This window comes from Planotetraspora silvatica (genome assembly GCF_016863315.1).
GTDB lineage: Bacteria > Actinomycetota > Actinomycetes > Streptosporangiales > Streptosporangiaceae > Planotetraspora > Planotetraspora silvatica.
Map to the genome: position 1 here is coordinate 70204 of NZ_BOOQ01000021.1, position 15878 is coordinate 86081.

The following is a 15878-nucleotide window of genomic DNA, read 5'->3' on the forward strand; positions in this document are numbered from 1 at the left end:
GGGGCTCTCCTCTGCTTTGGGTGCCCCCAAATTAGCGTGTCGTGAGCTGTCGCTTCTTGTAAGAAATCAATCGGCCGGCAGCGGCCAGCCGTCCAGCACGTGGCCGGGATGTTCGCGCAGGAACCGCCGCCGGACTTCGACGTACCGGGTCGGCGTGAGCCCGGTGAACGCCCGGAACTCGTGGCCGAAGTGGGCCTGGTCGAAGTAGCCTGCGCCACCGGCGAGGTCGCCCCAGTCGATCGGTCCGGCGGGGTTGATCGCGAACACGGTGGCGGTGAAGCGGTAGGTGCGCGCCAGCCGCTTCGGCGTGACGCCGATGAGCTCCTTGAACCGCTGTGCCAGATGAGTGCTGCTGACACCGGCTGCCACGCTCAGGTCGCCGATCGCCACCGCCCCGCTGGCCGCCGCGATGACGCTGCTCGTATGGCGGACCAGCCCCAGACCGGCGGTCTCGCACAGCCGTCGCATCAGCTCCTCCTCGAGCAGCGTCAGCATCTCGTACGGCCCGTCCGCCGTAGCCAGCCGGTCTCGCAGCTCGGCAATGGCGGGTCGGCCCCAAACCTGCTCCACCGTCACCGGCCGGTCACACAGCTCGGCCGCGGGCATCGGCAGGAACGGCGCCAGCCCCCACGGCTTGAAGTGCACGCCGACTGACCGGGTCCCCGGCGGATAGCCGAACTCGAAGGCGCGGGTGGGCATGGTGACCACGCAGCCGTCGGCATACTCGGCCGTCTCGATGTCGGTGCCGGCGCGGATGCGGAACGGCGCCCCGAGGTTGACGATGAGCAACGCCGACGGACTCGGCGGCAGCATCAGACGGGCGTACGGCGGCGCACCCTCCAGGTAGTAAAGGTCGTCGATCAGCCCGTCCAGCGGCGGTCGCGGCACTCTGGACACGTACTCCACGCCCACAGCATCGCCGCCACCGTGTTCGCGATCAACCCCGCCACCCGACCTCCTGGAACGCCTTGTAGATCTGGTTCTTGCGCGAGTTCGACGACAATCGGCGCATCGGCGTCACCGAAGACACTTTGCATGGTGAAGAGCCGCGTTACATCAGCGGCTTTTCTGCGCTTCCTGAGGGAGTCCCACCGGCCCGCTGGGGGCGGTGCCGGCCGTCCCGGCGTGCACGCGTCGAGGCCCCGCGCCGGATAGGGCGCGGGGCCTCGGCGAGGGCTTTAGTCCTCGGCCTCCGCCTCCGACTTGGAGTCGCTGTCCTGCCTCTGCCACGGGGTGGCCTCGTTGTCATTGCGCTGGAACGGCGACACGACCAGGGTGAAGTCGCGCATCAGGTGCTGGCTCTGGTGCTCGTGCTGGCGCGCCTGCTGCCACTGCCTGTTGTGGTTGCGGTTGTGGTTGCTGTTCCGGTTGCTCCGGCCCCAGCCGCCGCCGCAGCCGCCACCGCCGCAGCCCATGACCGTGGCGGCGCTCGCGGTGCTGGTGGTGACCGCTGCACCGAGGGCGACCGCCCCGCCGGTCAGCGCGGTGCTGATGGCGAGAGCGCCGACGAGGCTCTTGAAGTTGGGCATTTAATTTCTCCCTTGAAAGGACTGTCGCCCTATATGCTCTGACTTTTTCCAAACACTGTGGAAAATGTCTTTCCGTCGACCTTTGATAGGCCGTGCCTGCAATGCGTTATTTTCCGCACCATCCAGCCGACAAACGGCGAGCATCGCCTTTTATACAGCACTTATCAATCTATTGACGATGTTGACCCTATAAATATTGTTTTGATCTGAAATGTCATTTATATCCGATTTCGAATGCCCCTTATGGGTGCTATGACCGCTTTCAAGTCGAGCAATCACCGCCGTGATCCTTAGAGGTCATCCATTGCGTGAGTCGGCGGCAGCAAAGGCGGGCGGCAACGGCGCCGAAGTGGTCGGCTCGACGTACGCGTCGATGTGGTCACCGGCAGCCGGGGAACCTGGTCACGGCTTGACTGCGGCAGCCCGCCGGAGTCGCCGGTGCCGCGCCGCGCGGGAGGGTCTTGCGCACTAACTCTATCTAGGTAGATATTGGAGTCATGGCACGCGCACGACGCCCCTCCCCGCAGACCGCGGCCGTGCTCACCACCCTCGCCGAGACGGGCGCGGACTGGAGCCACGGCTACGACCTGTGCCGCGCCCTCGGCCTGAAGGCAGGCACGGTCTACCCGATCCTCATCCGCCTCTTCGAGCGCGGGCTGGTGGAGACCTCCTGGGAGACCGACCCGCCACGCGGGCGGCCGGCCCGGCACCTGTACCGGCTCACCACCGCGGGCGCCGAGCTCGCGCGCTCCGTCGCCGTGCCGGCGCCTGCCGGTGACGGTGCACCCGCCCCCGGCGCGGCCCGGCTCGCGCCCAGGACCACCTGACCAGCGACCGCTCGACCCCCGGCCCGCCCTGTCGTTCGGAGGCCCTCGATGCTCGATTTCCTCCTCTTCCTGGGGGTGCTCGCGCCCGCGCCCCTGCTTGCGATCGTCGTGCTCGCGGCCCGGCTGCGTGGCGCCGTACGCCGGGACGGTGTGGGCACATTCGCCGCCCGCATCCGCGCAGCATGGCGGGACGGCACCCGACGCCCCGTGTGGCCGGCACTGATCGGTGTCGCCGCCGGTGCGGCGCTCCTCACCGTCGGCCTGGGGCGCGCGTACCTGGCCACGGTCACGAACGGCCCGCGCTGGGGCTTCGACGTGGTGCTGCTGTCCATCGTGCTCGGACTGCTCGCGGCGGCCGGGTGCGGCGCGTTCGCCGGTCTGGCCGCCGCCGCGGTCGCCCGCACCCGCGGATTCGGAGCCGGGACCATCGCCGGGCTGCTCGCCCTCGTCGCCGTCGCCGCGGGCACCGTGTCCGTGCACCTGCCGCTGCGCGCCGCCTACCTGGCGGTGCCCGGCGATTTTCCCGTCGTCGCGAACCTCGCCGGCGGCGACCTGCTCATACCGTTCGAGGTGTTCCTCGCCGCGCTGATCTGGGCCCTGCCGTGGCCCGTCCTCGGAGCCGCGCTCGGCGCCCGCGCCGAGATCGCGGGCCGCCGGCACGCGGTACGCGACGTCTGGCAACTCCTGCTCGACCTGGCCACCGCCGACCTGCCCGGCAACCGGTCCGCGTGGGGTGCCGCGCTGCGGTCCGAGCTCGCGGCGATCGACCCGCCGGCCGAGCGCCGCAGGTTCGCCTTCGGAGGCGCGTGGGCCGCGCTGCGGTCCGGGCGGCCGCACGGCGCGCGGATGCAGGCGGGAGGGGTGGCACTCCTCGTGGCAGGTGGGTCGTTCGCCGCCTCACGCTGGTCGCTCGCGCATGACCAGGGCGGCATACCCGGCTTCTGGGTGCCCGCCCCGAGCGCATTGCTGCTCGCCGTCGCGCTCGCCACGGCCTGGCGCGACCGATCCTTCGGGTCGGGGCTGCGCGCCGGAGTGCTAGGAGGGATCGGGGCCCTGGTGGCCATACTCGCCGTCGGCATCCCCGAGGCCGTGGTCTGGATGCGCGAGCGGGCCGGTTACCTGAGCACCGGCGACGCCGTCCCGCCGACGTGGCAGGCGGCAGTCCTCGACGTGCTGCGCCCCGAGTTCGTCGTCGTCATGATCGTGTTCTGGGCCGTGGGTGTGGTCGGCGGCTCGGCGCTCGGCTCGGCGCTCGGGCGCCGGCGCTCCGACGAACCTGACGACCTCCCCGCGGCCGCCCGCTGATGCCGGTCCACAGCCCCGACTCCTGCGGCGGGTTCACCGCCTGCTGGCGCGCGGTCCACAGCCCCGACTCCTGCGGCGGGTTCACCGCCTGGTGGCGCGCGGTCCGCGGACGCGGCCACCTCTGGCGGATCGATGCGCGGGCAGACCGGCCCGCGCATCGCCGTACAGGTGTCAGACCGAGGCCGCCAGGGGTGCGGACAGGTTCTGCTTGGCGAGGCGGCTGCCTTCGTCGGCGATGATCTCCGGCGTCCCGGCGGCGATCCCGTCGAGGGCGGCCGACGCGACGACCGCCGGGTCGATCTTGTGGTCCGGGTCGACGTAGGAGGCCATGTCGGTGTCCATGTAACCGACGTGCAGGGCGGCGACGTGGATGCCCTTGGGGGTCAGTTGCCGCCGGACCACATTGGTCATCGCCCACGCCGCGGCCTTCGCCGCTGAGTAGGCGCCGTAGTCCACCGGATGGACCCAAGAGAGCACGGACAACACGTTGAGGATCGCGCCGCCGCCGTTGGACTCGATGATCGGCGCGAACGCCCGCGTCACGGCGAGGGTTCCGAAGTAGTGGGTCTCCATCTCAAGACGGATCGTGTCGAAATCACCGTCGATCAATGGTGTGTGAGTGGAGATGCCCGCGTTGTTGATCAGCAGGGTCGCGTCAGTGGCGATCCGTGCCGCCTCCGCCACGGATTCCGGGTCGGTGAGATCCAGCCGCAGCGGCACCGCGCCCGGCACGTCCACCGTCTCGGGCCTGCGAGCGGCGGCGTACACCTTCGCGCCGCGTTCGATCAGCTGCGCGACGAACTGACGGCCGAGCCCGCGGTTGCCGCCGGTCACGATCGCCACAGAGTTCTCGATCTTCATGGTGCTCCCTTTCGCAATGGGACCTGAGATCGCCGGCCGACGGTCAGCGACCGGCCGTACGCATCGGACTTCCGAGGTGACCGGTCATCTCAGACGGTACGGCCGCCTAGGTCTTGAAATCCAAGCTAGCCATCCTTGCTTGGATAAAGCAAGTTAGGAGGTAGATTGGTCGCGTGAGAAGGACCACCCGTGACGCCCTGCTGGACTCCTCGTGCTCGATCCAGCGCAGCCTGGAGGTCGTCGGAGATCCCTGGACGATTCTCATCCTGCGTGAGGCGTTCATGGGGGTCACGAGATTCGGCGACTTCGGTACCGCCCTCGGCATCTCCACCGATCTGCTCTCCGACCGGCTGACGACTCTGGTCGAGGCCGGTGTCATGGAGAAGCGCCCCTACAACGAGCCCGGCAAGCGCTCGCGGCACAGCTACCACCTCACCTCCACGGGCAAGGAACTGCGTCTCGTGCTCGGCGCGCTTCAGCAGTGGGGTGATCGGCACCGTCTCGGCGACGACCCTCCTTCGTCGGAACGTCGCAGCCGCACCACCGACGGGCGCCTCTCGGTGGCCTTCGTCGACGAGTCGGGCAGCGCGGTGGCACTGGACGACGTCGACTTCGTTCCCGTGACCGATCCGCACTGACCGGGTCTTTCGCTCACCCCAGGTCGAGCTCGACCTCCACGCCCACGGGGTCCGCCAGCCGCAGCGCGCCGAAGAACGCGCTGTACGGCTTGATGCCGTGGTCGGACTGCACGACCGTGCCCGTCCCCCGGAGACGGCCCTCCTCCGTCCGGGTGACCTGAAGCCGGAACGGGCGTTCCACACCGCGAACGGACAGCGTGCCCTCGACGACGCCCTCGTCAGGGCCGGTGGCGGTGATCCCGCTGGAGACGAATCTCACCTCAGGATGCCGGTCGGCGTCCAGCAGCTTCCCGGCGGTCTGCGTGATCTCCCGCCTGTCCCTGTCCATGAGGGGGACGGCGCCGCCCGTGCCTTCCACGACTCGCAGGGACCCCATCTCGGCTGTGACGGTCACGGTGCTCGCGGCGAGGTCGTCCTCCGCCACGAAGACCTCGCCCGCCCACCGCCTCACCTCGATGGTGAGATCGTGGCCCATGCGTCCGGCGAGGCCCTGCCGTGAGGTCTTCACGACCAGCGTGCCGCAATCGGGGCCGATCCGATGGTGTTGTCCTGGTACCGACATACACGCACCGTAGGACCGCGGACACGCGACGCAAAGGATCCGCGCCGTGTCCCGGCCCCACCGTCACCCGGGCCACCATCGCCCGGGCCCACCGTCACCTGGGCCAAGCCCGCCGTCAGCCCTCCCCCGGACACACCGTCCGGGCCAAGCCCGCCGTCAGCCGTCGCCGGTCGCCGGAAGGCGATCCCTCGCCGCGGCGACGGCCGCCTGCCCGACGCTGATCCCGCCGTCGTTCGGCGGCACCCGGACGTGCGTGAGCACCCGGAAGCCGCTCGCGTTCAGCCCGCCGACGGTCCGCCCGAGCAGCAGCAGGTTCTGGAAGACCCCTCCGGACAGCGCCACGGCCGAGACGCCGGAAGAGTCGCGCAGGATCTCGCAGGTCCGCACGATGACATCGGCCGTACCGTTGTGGAACCTGGCGGCGACGACCCCGGGCTCCACGCCCGCGAGCACATCCTCCGCCGCCGCTCTGACCAGGTCCGCACCGGCCACCAGGAGCGGGCGTCCGCCTGAGATCGCCGCGCGGTAGGCGCCGCGCTCGGCGGGGTCGGCGCGCTGCTCCAGGTCGACCGCCGCCTGGCCCTCGTAGGTGATCGTGTCGCGCAGGCCGAGCACGGCGGACACCGCGTCGAACAGCCGCCCCGCGCTGGAGGTCGCCGGAGAGTTCAGGCCGGCCCTGCCGATCGTGAGGACGTCCGCCCACGTCGCCTGGTTGCGGCGGACCACGTCCAGCCCCTGGGGCGGCCGGCCGCCGTACGCCGCGTCGAGGTAGGCGGCCGCCATCCGCCACGGCTGCCGGATCGCCGCCGTGCCGCCCGGCATGGGGACCGGGGCAAGGTGGCCGAGCCGTTCGAAGGAGACCAGGTCGGCGAGGAGGAACTCGCCACCCCAGATCGTGCCGTCGGCGCCGTAGCCGAGCCCGTCGAAGGCCACGCCGAGCACCGGCCCCGCCTCGCCGTTGTCGGCGAGGCAGGACGCGATGTGCGCGTGGTGGTGCTGCACGCCGGTCAGTTCGACACCGGTCATCGCCAGGGCGTGCTTGGTCGACAGGTATTCGGGATGCAGATCGTGCGCCACGAGTTCGGGCCGGACGTCGAAGAGTTTCGTGAAGTGGTCGATGCCGGTGACGAACGACCGCATCGTCTCGTAGTTCTCCAGATCGCCGATGTGGTGCGAGACGAACGCGTGCCGTCCCTTGACGAGGCAGAACGTGTTCTTGAGCTCGGCGCCGCACGCGAGTATCGGCCGGCGCGCCGGTGGGCCGAGCCGTACGGGATCGGGCACGTGGCCCCGGGAGCGGCGCAGCACCGACTCCCCGCCGAGGAACGGGCGCACGACGGAGTCGTCGGTGCGGATGTGAATGGGCCGGTCGTGGACGAGGAAGGCGTCCGCGATGCCCGAGAGCCGTCCCAGCGCGTCGGCGTCGTCGTAGGCGATCGGCTCGTCGGACACGTTTCCGCTGGTCAAAACGATCGGGACGGCCAGCTCCGCCAGCAGCAGAAGGTGGACGGGCGTGTACGGAAGCATGAGGCCGAGCCGGCGGTTCCCCGGAGCCACAGAGGGCGCCACGGACGGCGCGTCCCTTCGCGGGAGCAGCACGATGGGCCGGGCCCGACCGGTGAGCGAGGCGGCGGCGGTCTCGTCGACCTCGCACAGCGCGGCGGCCGTCTCGACGTCGGGGACCATCACCGCGAACGGCTTGTCCTCACGATGCTTGCGGGCACGCAACGTCGACGCGGCGGCCTCGTCGTCGGCTCTGACCGCCAGGTGGTAGCCGCCGAGGCCTTTGATCGCCAGGACCCCGCTCCCCCGCAACAACGCCGCGGCCTCCCGCACGGGGTCGCCGGGGAGTTCGGCCCCGTGCGCGTCCACCAGCCGGAGCCGGGGACCGCAGTCCCAGCAGGAGATCGGCTGCGCGTGGAACCGCCGGTCGGCCGGATCGCCGTACTCGGCCGCGCAGGCCGGGCACATCGGGAAGGCCGCCATCGTCGTGTTCGGGCGGTCGTACGGCACGTCACGCACGATCGTGAACCGCGGCCCGCAGTTGGTGCAGTTGATGAACGGGTAGCCGAACCGGCGGTCGGCGGGATCGGCCAGTTCGGCCAGGCAGTCGCCGCAGGTCGCGCCATCCGGGGAGACGAGGGCCCGGCGCGGTCCGGAGCCGTCGCTGTCCACGATCGTGAACCCGCCGGCGCCGCCGGGCTCGCCGGCTCTGACAGTGACCCGCTCGATCTCGGCCAGCGGAGGGGCGTCACGTTCGAGCGCGGCGAGGAACGCGTGAACATCGGCGGAGGCCCCCTCGATCTCCACGAACACGCCGCCTGCGTCGTTCCCCACTCTGCCTGCGAGGCCGAGCCGGGTGGCCAGGCCGTACACGAAGGGCCGGAAGCCGACCCCCTGGACGACGCCCTCCACCCGAACGTCGCGGCGTATCCGCCCGTCGAGTGGCTCAGTGTGCATTCGGCGGGTCTTCCGGTCCGGCGAACAGGTACGCGTGTTCCGCGACGAACCGTTCGACGCTCTGCGCCGGAGCCCCGGTGATCTCCTCGACGGTGCGCGTCGAACGGTCGTACCGGTTGTGCCGGGTCAGCCGGGCCATCGTGATGATGTGCTGGCACACGTGGGGCGGCAGTTCGGGGTGGGCGGCGAGCCGCCGGGCCCACACGTCAGGCGGCACGTCCACATAGGTGACGGGCCTGCCGAGCGCGCGGGAGTACTCGGCGGCGACGCCGTTCATGTCCTGCGACCGGGGTCCCGTCAGCTCGAGCACCTGACCGATGTGGCGGGCCGGGTCGTCCAGGACGGCGAGCACCACCCGGGCGACGTCGGCCGCGGCGACCGGCGACGTTCGGCCGTCGCCGAAGGGCAGCGGCAGCGTCCCCGCCTCCGCGACCGGCCGTGCGACCAGGGTGGTGAAGAGCGGGTTGTCCAGGAAGGCCGTGGGGCGTACGTGCACGACCGGGAGACCGGACCAGTCCAGCACCTGCTCCGACAACCAGTGCAGCCGTTGCTGGCTCGACTCCTCGGTGCTCACCGCGGTCATCTGGGACACGGTCATCTGCGAGATGTTGACCAGCGCTTCGAGACCGCCGGCCGCGCGGGCCACCGTGGCGACGGTCGCCGTCGCCTCCAGGTAGGAGGACGACACGCTCAGGCTGAAGAACATCCGCTCGACGCCGTCGAGCGCCTCGGCCACGGCGTCCGGCCGCGTGAGGTCGCCCGCGACCACCTGCGCGCCCAGGGAGCGCAGATGGGCGGCGCGCTCGTCGTCGCGATGCACCATCGCGCGCACCGGGACGCCCCGCTCGCGCAGCGACTCGACGACCATGCGGCCGACGCCTCCGACACCGCCGCCCGCGCCGGTCACCAGGATGCGCGGCTTCGCCTCCATCGGTCTGCACCCCCTCCGTAGGACCTGCCCTGACCTGCGGCGCAATCCTACGAGTGGCCTCACTCTCCGAGGCGGTACGGCACGGCACGCACAGGTCCCGGTTCCCCCACAGCTCGGCGAAGCACGGGAGCGACCTGGAGCGGCGAGGCCCGCGCCCTCTCGCCGCCGCGTACCCGCTGATCCGGCCGTGCCGTACGGCCAGGTGGAACCGGGGCGGGCACCTGCCGGTCGGCCGGGACGAAGACGGCACTATCTTTCGAGACGGAAGGAAAGCGTGTCGTACCGGGTTAAGTCCGGCGGCACGCAGGCGACCGGACATGATCGGCCGCCACACACCAGGGTCATACCGATCATCACCGCGGAGGGGGCTTTTCCATGGCCGACCAAGACGACGACTTCGACGGCGATTTCCAGGAGGACGTTCTTGAGGACGACGGAGTCCTGGAGCCTTCGGACTCCCTGCTGACCGACGACCTCGGCGACGATCCGCTCGACACCGGGCTGACGGCGGCCGAGCGCTGGTCGGCCGGTCAGAGGTACGGCACGACGGCGGCCGAGGCCGAGGAGGGCGAGTCGCTCGACCAGTTGCTGGACGAGGAGGAGCCCGAGCTCGACCCGGCCCTGCTCGCCGGACGCTGGGACGAGGAGGAGCCGCGCAGCGGCCGGCTGATCGGCGAGGAAGGCGACCGTTCCGGGGCGCTCCTGGGCCGTGACATCGGCATCGACGCCGGCGCGTCGAGCGCCGAGGAGGCCGCCGTGCATCTCACGGACGAGGACACGGACCGGGACGCCGAGCTCGACGACCCCCTGGACGAGGATCTTGACGAGGCCCTGGCCAACCTCGCGGCCGACGAGGCCCGCGACGCCGGCGACGAGTGACCGGGGCGGCCGTGTGACGCGGCCGCCCCGGCGCCCGGGGAGCCGATCGTTGGCCCCCCGTTCACCTTTGCGTACGGAACAAGGAAGTAACTGTTAAGTCAGGCGGAATTGGGTTTCATCATCTGCACTCCAAATCTGAACTTTTACGTCCAGAAAGGTGCACTTGTGACCTCTCCCATTTCACGTCGAAACCTTCTCCGTTCCGGTGCGGTCGGCGGTCTGGGCATCGCCATCGGCGGCAGCATCGAAGCGATCGCCGGCCCTGCGGCGGCGCAGGCCGCCCAGTCCGGTGTGGGCCGGACGGCCGGCTACGGGCCCGTCGTTCTGGACCCGAAGGGCCTCCTCTCCCTCCCCCGCGGCTTCTCCTACAAGATCGTCGCCGAGGCCGGCAAGACCCTCCTCGAGACGGGCCAGCCCACGCCCAGCGACGCCGACGGCACCGGCTGCTTCCGCGGACCCAAGGGCTTCGTGCTGGTCAACAACCACGAGATCGGCGGGGGCGAGCCGTACGGCGTGCCGCCTCTCGCGGGGCTGACCTACGACCCGGGCGCCCAGGGCGGCACCACCAACATCGAGGTCGACAGGCACGGCAACCGCGTCCGCGAGTACGTAAGCGTGGCGGGCACCCACAACAACTGCGCGGGCGGCATCACGCCGTGGGGCACCTGGCTCACCTGTGAGGAGACCGAGCAGCGCGCCGGTGGCGTCTTCCAGAAGGACCACGGGTACGTCTTCGAGGTCGACCCCTTCGACCGGAAGGCCAACCAGAACCCGGTCCCGCTGAAGTTCCTCGGCCGGTACGCCCACGAGGCGGTCGCGGTCGACCCCCACACCTCGGCCATCTACCTCACCGAGGACGCCGGCAGCCCGAACGGGCTGTACTTCCGCTGGCTCCCCCCGAAGCACTTCCACGGCCGCAAGGGCGAACTGCGGGAACTCGCGCTCGGCAAGGGCGGCGACAGCGCGGGCACGCTGCAGGCCATGAAGTGCTCCAAGGGCGGCAAGCACATCGGCGACCTGTCGGAGGCCACCGTCCCGGGCACGCGCTACAAGGTCACCTGGGTCGACGTCCCCGACCGCGACGCCAAGACCGTCTCGGTGCGCAAGCAGTTCACCGACGACCAGATCACCCGGAGCCGCAAGCTCGAGGGCGCCTGGTGGGGCGACGGCGGCGCCTACTTCGTCGCCAGCTTCGCCCGGCACGACGACGGCAGCCGCAACGAGCACGACGGGCAGGTCTGGTTCTACGACCCCGACTCCGAGACGATCACGCTCAAGACGATCTTCGGCGTGAACCCGGACCCGGAGGCGGACACCGATTACGACGGACCGGACAACATCACCGTCTCGCCGTACGGCGGGGTCATTCTCGCCGAGGACGGCGAGGGCCTGTCCCACCTGGTCGGCGTCACCGAGCAGGGCAAGCCGTACGCGCTGGCGCGCAACGAGCTCAACGACAGCGAGTTCACCGGCCCCACCTTCAGCCATGACGCGCAGATCCTGTTCGCCAACATCCAGACGCCCGGCTACGTCTTCGCCATCACCGGGCCCTGGGGCCGCAAGGACGACCACGGCCACGGTCACGACCACCACTGAGCCGCGACGCTGGTCGCGGGGGCAGGACCGTCCCCGCGACCGCCCCAGGCAACTCCCCCTGCCTGCGGAACCGCGGGCACGACGCCGCCCTCCCCCTTCTGGGACGGGCGGTGTCGTGTCTCACCCGCCGTTCCGTCGTCCATCGTCGGCACGTCGCGAAATGGGACCAATCCGCCGGCCTTTCGGCTCCGAAGTCTGGGCGGCTGGTTCCGCCCGGTGATTTCATCGGGTGACTCGACGCTGCGATGGGAGGGCGCGCATGCGACCGGAGGACGAGTCGCCGCCGGAGGGGCGTCCGCATGCCGGCCCGCCCGGTCTGGACGAACTGCTGAGCCGGGTGGCGCGCGGAGACCGAGGTGCGTTCGAGCAGGTGTACGCGCTGGTCTCGGCCCCCGTCTACGGGGTGGTGCTGCGCGTCGTCCGTGATCGGGCCCAGAGCGAGGAAGTCACGCAGGAGGCCCTGGTGGAGGTGTGGCGCGCCGCCGCCCGCTACGACCGGGAGCGGGGCTCGGCGATGGCGTGGGTGATGACCATCGCCCATCGCCGCGCCATCGATCGTGTCCGGTCGGCCCAGGCCGGCGCCGACCGGGAGTCCCGTGCGGCGCGGATGGACGTGCACCGGCCGTTCGACGAGGTGGCCGAGTCGGTGGCCGCCCGGCTGGAGCAGGAACGGCTCCGGCGATGTCTGACGGGATTGACGGATCTTCAGCGAGAATCGGTTACTTTCGCCTACTACGGCGGATACTCCTATCGTGAGGTCGCCGAGCTGTTGAAGGTTCCGCTGGCGACGGTGAAGACACGGATGCGAGACGGGCTGATCCGCCTGCGCGACTGCCTGGGGGTGGAACGATGACCGGCCAGGGCGGTGGGCCCGACGTGCACGCGCTGGCAGGGGCCTACGCGCTGCACGCCATCGACGACGACGGCGAACTGCGCCGGTTCGAGAGACATCTGGCCCGGTGTGCCGAGTGCTCCCAGGAGGTGCGCGGACTCGCGGAGACGGCCGCGCGGCTGGGACAGGCCGCGGCCGTGGAGCCCTCTCCCGCGCTGCGTGACCGGATCATGGCGGAGATCGGCCAGGTCCGTCAGCTGCCTCCACTCGTCGCCCCGTCGCCGCGTTCCGCGCTCTCCGGCTCCCCGGCGCGGCCATGGCGGGGCCTCCTGGCCGGATGGCTCCGCTGGCGGCCCCGGCTCGCCGCCGCGATCGCCGCGACGGCGGTGGCGGCCGCGGTCGTGCTCGGCGTCGTGACGGTCCGGACCCAGACCGGCCTCGATCAGCTGCGAGCGGCCGACCGGGAGGTCACCGCCGTGCTCGCGGCACCGGACGCGCGGTCGACCACGGTCCCGGCGGGAGCCGCGGGCGGAACCGTGGTGGTCTCCCGCTCCCAGGGCAAGATGGTGTTCCTCGCCTCGGGGCTGGCCGCCCTGCCGGACAGCAGCACCTACCAGCTCTGGCAGATCGGCCCACGGGGAGCGCGTTCGGCCGGCCTGTTCCGCCAGGACGGCACCGGCTACATCTCGCCGGTGGTAGCCGCGACGGCGGACGGCGCCACCAAGGTCGGAGTGACCGTCGAACCCGCGGGCGGCTCGGAGCAGCCCACCACCCAGCCGCTCCTCCTGCTTAATCTGCCCACTGCCTGAAAACCGGATCGCTCCGGACCAATCCGAAGTCGCGGGGGCTCCGAAGCCCTGATGTGACAGTCGAAAAGCGGGCCCGCCCTCCGATCGCAGCAGCCGTCTCCGGCCTGCTGGCGGCGACGGCGGCGCTGGGCGCGGCGGAACTGGGCGCCGCGCTGCTCCGGCCGCAGGCGAGCCCCCTGCTCGCGGTGGGCTCGGCGTTCATCGACCTCACCCCCGCATGGCTCAAGGACTTCGCGATCCGCACGTTCGGAGCCAATGACAAGACCGTCCTGTTGCTCGGCCTGGTGACCGCGGTCGCCGCGTGCGCGGCCGCCGTCGGCGTCCTGTCGACCCGCCGGCCCCGCGTCGCGGCCGGCGGCCTGGCGGCGCTCGGGGCCGTCGCGACCGTGGCGGCGCTGTCGCGCCCCGACGCGGTGCCCACTGACGCGCTGCCATCGCTGGTGGCGGCCGTCACGGGTGCGCCGGCCCTTCTGGTGTTGCGCCGAGCCCGCGCACCGCGGGAGCCGCACCGAGCCCTCGAAACCGCGCCGCAGACGACGCACCGGAAAGCAGCCGCACCGGCGCCCGGGAAAGCAGCCGAACGGCTGCAGGAGACGGCGCCCGAGACGGTTCGTACCGACAGGCGGGCGCTGCTGCGAACGGGAGTCGCGGTGCTGGGCTTCGCCGCGATCAGCGGCGGGACCGCGCGTGCGGTGAACGCCGCCCGAGATGCCGCGGCCGGCGGCGCCGGTCTCACCCTGCCCCTGCCGTCCGATCCCGCACGGCCCCTGCTCCCGGGCGGCGATCTGCGCCTGCCCGGGCTGAGCTCCTTCACCACGCCGAACCGGAGCTTCTACCGGGTCGACACCGCCCTGGTGGTCCCGCGCGTGCCGTACCGGGACTGGCGGCTGCGCATCCACGGGCTGGTCGACCGGCCGGTCGAGCTGACCTTCGACCAGATCCTCTCCCGGCCGCTCGTCGAGCGGGACATCACGCTGACCTGTGTGTCGAACGAGGTCGGCGGCCCGTACGCCGGGCACGCGCGCTGGCTCGGCGTCGACCTGGCCGGGCTGCTGCGCGAGGCGGGAGTGCGGGCCGGGGCCGACCAGATCCTCTCTCGCTCCGCCGACGGGTGGACCGGCGGCACCGCGGTGGAAGCCGTCCTCGACGGCCGCGACGCGCTGCTCGCCATCGGCATGAACGGCGAGGTCCTCCCCGCCGCGCACGGCTTCCCCGCCCGCATGATCGTCCCGGGCCTGTACGGCTACGTCTCGGCGACCAAATGGGTGACCGAGCTCAAGCTCACCCGTTTCGCCGACGAGCAGGCCTACTGGACCCGCCGCGGATGGGCGGAGAACGCCCCGATCAAGACCGCCTCCCGCATCGAGGTCCCCAAGGCGTTCGCCCGCATCCCGGCAGGCCGTACCACCATCGCCGGGACCGCCTGGGCCCAGCACCGCGGGGTGGCCGCGGTCGAGGTCCGGGTGGATGAGGGGCCGTGGACGCAGGCCCTTCTCGCTCCGTCGCCGACGCCCGACACCTGGCGGCAGTGGCACCTGGACTGGCCGGCCACGCCCGGCGACCACCATCTGGAAGTCCGCGCCACCGACACCGCCGGCGAGGTCCAGCCGTCGCAGCGGACGCCGCCCTTTCCCGACGGCGCGACCGGCCGCCACTCGGTCCTCGTGACCGTCCGATGACCGTTCCCCATCATCAGTCCGACCCGACCCGAAGGAAGATCATCATGAGGAAGACCCTGCTCACCCTGCCCGTCCTCGCGGGAGCCCTCTGCCTGTCCGCGGCGTGCGGCGGCGGCACAGAGGCGACCCCGGCGTCCACCGCCGCCGCGCCGGCCACCCAGGCCCCCATGTCACCGGCGCCCGCCGTGGCCATGCCGTTCGGCACCGCCTGCTCGGCCGTGCCCGCCTCCGGCGAGGGGAGCTTCACCGGAATGGCCGACGACCCGGTGGCGACTGCCGCCTCCAACAACCCCGTCCTGTCCACCCTGGTCACGGCGGTGAAGAAGGCAGGGCTTGTCGACACGCTCAACTCCGCCGAGGACATCACCGTCTTCGCGCCGACCAACGACGCCTTCGCCAAGATCCCGAAGGACACGCTGGACAAGGTGCTGGCCGACAAGAAGACGCTCACGAGCATCCTCACCTACCACGTGGTCGCCGGTCGCAAGACTCCGGCCGACCTGGAGAACGGCTCGTTCACCACGCTGGAGGGCGCCAAGGTGACCACGACCGGCTCGGGTGAGAACTTCACGGCGGGTGGCGCCAACGTCGTCTGCGGCGACGTTCCGACCAGGAACGCGACCGTCTACATCATCGACACCGTCCTGATGCCGAAGAGCTGACCCTCTCCGGCTGACGCGGGGCCGCGGCACCGCCCTGAATTCCGGGAGGGCGGTGCCGCCCGCGTGTGCGCGGTCGGCGTGACGCCGTACGGCCGGACGGTCCCCGATCAGGTCACCACGCCTCAGGTCACCACCCGCCGAGGACGGCCGGGGCGATCACGCGGTGACGGCCGACCGGATGAGGGCGTGGAACATGTCAGCCCTCGCTCGCACATAAGGGGCAAAGTGCTCGTCAACTGGTGTTACCGGACACTCCCCGCCGGGCATCGCGGGCATACGACGTGATTCATCACCGCCATTCGACTCAC

At 71.2% G+C, this 15878-nt stretch carries 15 protein-coding genes; 9 read left to right on the top strand and 6 right to left on the bottom strand.

Annotation, left to right across the window (positions count from 1 at the left end; all coding sequences use genetic code 11):
* Window positions 1-66: 66 nt before the first annotated feature.
* Together Psi02_RS16160 and Psi02_RS16165 are read right to left on the bottom strand one after the other, a co-directional pair.
* A complete protein-coding gene (locus Psi02_RS16160) occupies window positions 67-906 on the bottom strand; it encodes a helix-turn-helix domain-containing protein (RefSeq protein ID WP_203974916.1) in 840 nt (279 codons plus the stop codon).
* A gap of 272 nt (window positions 907-1178) precedes the next feature.
* Window positions 1179-1529 carry a hypothetical protein gene (locus tag Psi02_RS16165; RefSeq protein ID WP_203974919.1) on the bottom strand — a complete coding sequence of 117 codons (351 nt, stop codon included), beginning with the start codon at window positions 1527-1529 and terminating at the stop codon, window positions 1179-1181.
* A gap of 497 nt (window positions 1530-2026) precedes the next feature.
* Here Psi02_RS16165 and Psi02_RS16170 point away from each other — a divergent pair, with 497 nt between their 5' ends.
* A complete protein-coding gene (locus Psi02_RS16170; protein WP_203974921.1) occupies window positions 2027-2356 on the top strand; it encodes a PadR family transcriptional regulator in 330 nt (109 codons plus the stop codon).
* Between the two features lie 48 nt (window positions 2357-2404).
* Entirely contained in the window at window positions 2405-3661 is a 1257-nt protein-coding gene (locus tag Psi02_RS16175; protein ID WP_203974923.1) for a hypothetical protein, read from the top strand.
* 171 nt (window positions 3662-3832) lie between these two features.
* Here Psi02_RS16175 and Psi02_RS16180 read toward each other — a convergent pair whose 3' ends face one another.
* Window positions 3833-4522, bottom strand: a complete 690-nt coding sequence (locus tag Psi02_RS16180) for an SDR family oxidoreductase (RefSeq protein WP_203974925.1) — start codon at window positions 4520-4522, stop codon at window positions 3833-3835.
* A gap of 173 nt (window positions 4523-4695) precedes the next feature.
* Here Psi02_RS16180 and Psi02_RS16185 point away from each other — a divergent pair, with 173 nt between their 5' ends.
* Entirely contained in the window at window positions 4696-5160 is a 465-nt protein-coding gene (locus tag Psi02_RS16185; RefSeq protein WP_203974927.1) for a winged helix-turn-helix transcriptional regulator, read from the top strand.
* 13 nt (window positions 5161-5173) lie between these two features.
* On the opposite strand, the gene Psi02_RS16190 is transcribed toward Psi02_RS16185, so the two are convergent.
* The 3 genes from Psi02_RS16190 to Psi02_RS16200 all read right to left on the bottom strand — a co-directional run bounded on the left by Psi02_RS16190 (window position 5174) and on the right by Psi02_RS16200 (window position 9113).
* The gene (locus Psi02_RS16190) at window positions 5174-5722 is read right to left on the bottom strand and encodes a YceI family protein (RefSeq protein ID WP_203974928.1); all 549 of its coding nucleotides are present in this window, start codon (window positions 5720-5722) and stop codon (window positions 5174-5176) included.
* 156 nt (window positions 5723-5878) lie between these two features.
* Window positions 5879-8182 (bottom strand): carbamoyltransferase HypF, encoded by a 2304-nt coding sequence (hypF, locus tag Psi02_RS16195; RefSeq protein WP_203974929.1) that lies wholly within the window; start codon window positions 8180-8182, stop codon window positions 5879-5881.
* The gene (locus Psi02_RS16200; RefSeq protein WP_203974930.1) at window positions 8172-9113 is read right to left on the bottom strand and encodes an NmrA family NAD(P)-binding protein; all 942 of its coding nucleotides are present in this window, start codon (window positions 9111-9113) and stop codon (window positions 8172-8174) included. The genes hypF and Psi02_RS16200 overlap by 11 nt, the downstream gene beginning before the upstream one ends.
* 375 nt (window positions 9114-9488) lie before the next feature.
* On the opposite strand from Psi02_RS16200, the gene Psi02_RS16205 reads away from it, so the two are divergent.
* From Psi02_RS16205 to Psi02_RS16230, 6 genes are all read left to right on the top strand, one after another.
* Window positions 9489-9992, top strand: coding sequence for a DUF5709 domain-containing protein (locus Psi02_RS16205; RefSeq protein WP_203974931.1), 504 nt, complete (start codon window positions 9489-9491; stop codon window positions 9990-9992).
* A gap of 165 nt (window positions 9993-10157) precedes the next feature.
* On the top strand, window positions 10158-11588 hold the full coding sequence (locus Psi02_RS16210; RefSeq protein WP_239094931.1) for an alkaline phosphatase PhoX: 1431 nt from the start codon (window positions 10158-10160) through the stop codon (window positions 11586-11588).
* 259 nt (window positions 11589-11847) lie between these two features.
* Entirely contained in the window at window positions 11848-12441 is a 594-nt protein-coding gene (gene sigK, locus Psi02_RS16215; protein WP_203974932.1) for an ECF RNA polymerase sigma factor SigK, read from the top strand.
* Window positions 12438-13229 carry an anti-sigma factor gene (locus tag Psi02_RS16220; protein ID WP_203974933.1) on the top strand — a complete coding sequence of 264 codons (792 nt, stop codon included), beginning with the start codon at window positions 12438-12440 and terminating at the stop codon, window positions 13227-13229. Before sigK ends, Psi02_RS16220 begins: the two co-directional genes overlap by 4 nt.
* A 53-nt stretch (window positions 13230-13282) precedes the next feature.
* On the top strand, window positions 13283-14908 hold the full coding sequence (locus tag Psi02_RS16225; RefSeq protein ID WP_239094932.1) for a molybdopterin-dependent oxidoreductase: 1626 nt from the start codon (window positions 13283-13285) through the stop codon (window positions 14906-14908).
* A gap of 44 nt (window positions 14909-14952) precedes the next feature.
* On the top strand, window positions 14953-15570 hold the full coding sequence (locus Psi02_RS16230) for a fasciclin domain-containing protein (protein ID WP_203974934.1): 618 nt from the start codon (window positions 14953-14955) through the stop codon (window positions 15568-15570).
* Window positions 15571-15878: the final 308 nt, after the last annotated feature.